Source organism: Thauera sp. (assembly GCF_035444905.1).
In the GTDB taxonomy this organism is placed as follows: domain Bacteria; phylum Pseudomonadota; class Gammaproteobacteria; order Burkholderiales; family Rhodocyclaceae; genus Thauera.
The window spans coordinates 1-1,576 of record NZ_DAOMPS010000147.1 but is presented as its reverse complement, the minus strand read 5'-3'; the positions used below and the strand labels follow the sequence as shown (position 1 = coordinate 1,576).

At 67.6% G+C, this 1,576-nt stretch carries 2 protein-coding genes; both read left to right on the top strand.

The genetic code is table 11. The features are described from left to right. Complete coding sequence (locus tag PLC66_RS22695; protein ID WP_324544442.1) at positions 1-309, top strand: NAD(P) transhydrogenase subunit alpha part 2; 309 nt, start codon at positions 1-3, stop codon at positions 307-309. Beyond that, positions 306-1,576 (top strand): NAD(P)(+) transhydrogenase (Re/Si-specific) subunit beta (locus tag PLC66_RS22690; protein WP_324544441.1); only part of this gene is annotated, 1,271 nt, incomplete at its 3' end. The genes PLC66_RS22695 and PLC66_RS22690, both read left to right, overlap by 4 nt.

Genomic DNA, 1,576 nt, shown 5'->3' with positions numbered 1-1,576 from the left:
ATGAGCGACGGATTCGTGGCCCTGTACATCTTCATGCTGGCGGCGATCGCCGGCCACGTGATCATTTCGCGGGTGCCGGTGATCCTGCACACGCCGCTGATGTCGGGCAGCAACTTCATCCACGGCATCGTGCTGATCGGGGCGATGGTGGTGCTCGGCCACGCCGACACCACGGCGGAGAAGGTGATCGGCTTCATCGCGGTGTTCCTCGGCGCCGGCAACGCCGCCGGTGGCTACGTGGTCACCGAGCGCATGCTGGACATGTTCAAGACCAGCAAGAAGCCCGCGGCCAAGGGAGAGCAGGCATGAGCCCGGCGCTGGCGCAGTTCCTCGACATCGCGATCAAGACCAGCTACCTGGTCGCGGCCACGCTGTTCCTGCTCGGCCTGCAGCGCATGGCCTCGCCGATGACCGCGCGCAGCGGCATCCGCTGGGCCGGCCTGGGCATGGTGATCGCCACGGTGGCGACGTTCTTCCAGCCGGGGCTGGACAACATCGCGCTGATCCTGGTGGCGACGCTCCTCGGCACGGTGATCGCGTGGGTCTGGGGCAAGAAGGTGGCGATCACCGACATGCCGCAGATGGTGGCGCTGTTCAACGGCATGGGCGGTGGCTCGGCGGCGGCGATCGGCGCGGTCGAGCTGCTGCGCTGGTCGGCAGCAGGGCAGGCGCCGGGCAAGGTGGCGCTGGTGCTGGCGGTGCTGGGCTCGCTGATCGGCGCGGTGGCGCTGTCGGGTTCGGTGATCGCCTGGGCCAAGCTCGACGGGCGCATGGACAAGCGCTACACCTTCCCCGGGCAGCAGGTGTTCAACTTGCTGGTGTTCGTCGCGGCGGTGGTGCTGGGTGGCATGGTGATCTGGACGCTGGACGTGTCGTGGATCATCGCCTTCTTCGTGGTCGCGCTGGCGCTGGGCGTGCTGATGACGCTGCCGATCGGCGGCGCCGACATGCCGGTGGTGATCTCGCTGTACAACGCCTTCACCGGCCTGGCGGTGGCGTTCGAGGGTTACGTGCTCGGCAACGAGGCGCTGATCATCGCCGGCATGATGGTCGGCGCGGCGGGCATGCTGCTCACGCGGCTGATGGCCAAGGCGATGAACCGGCCGATCAGCAACGTGCTGTTCTCCAACTTCGGTGGAGGGGGTGGCGAGGCGCAGGAGATCAGCGGCGCGCAGAAGCCGATCGAGGCCGGCGACGTGGCGGCGATGATGGCCTTCGCCGAGCGCGTGGTGATCGTGCCCGGCTACGGCATGGCGGTGGCGCAGGCGCAGCACAAGATCTGGGAGCTGTCGCAGCGGCTGATCGAGCGCGGGGTCAAGGTGAAGTTCGCGATCCACCCGGTGGCCGGGCGCATGCCCGGGCACATGAACGTGCTGCTGGCCGAGGCCGGCGTGCCCTACGACCTGATCGTCGACATGGACGACATCAACCCCGAGTTCCCGAACACCGACGTCTCGCTGGTGATCGGCGCCAACGACGTGGTCAACCCGGTGGCGAAGACCGACCCGGCCAGCCCGATCTACGGCATGCCGATCCTCGACGTGGTCAACTCGAAGAACACCATCGTCATCAAGCG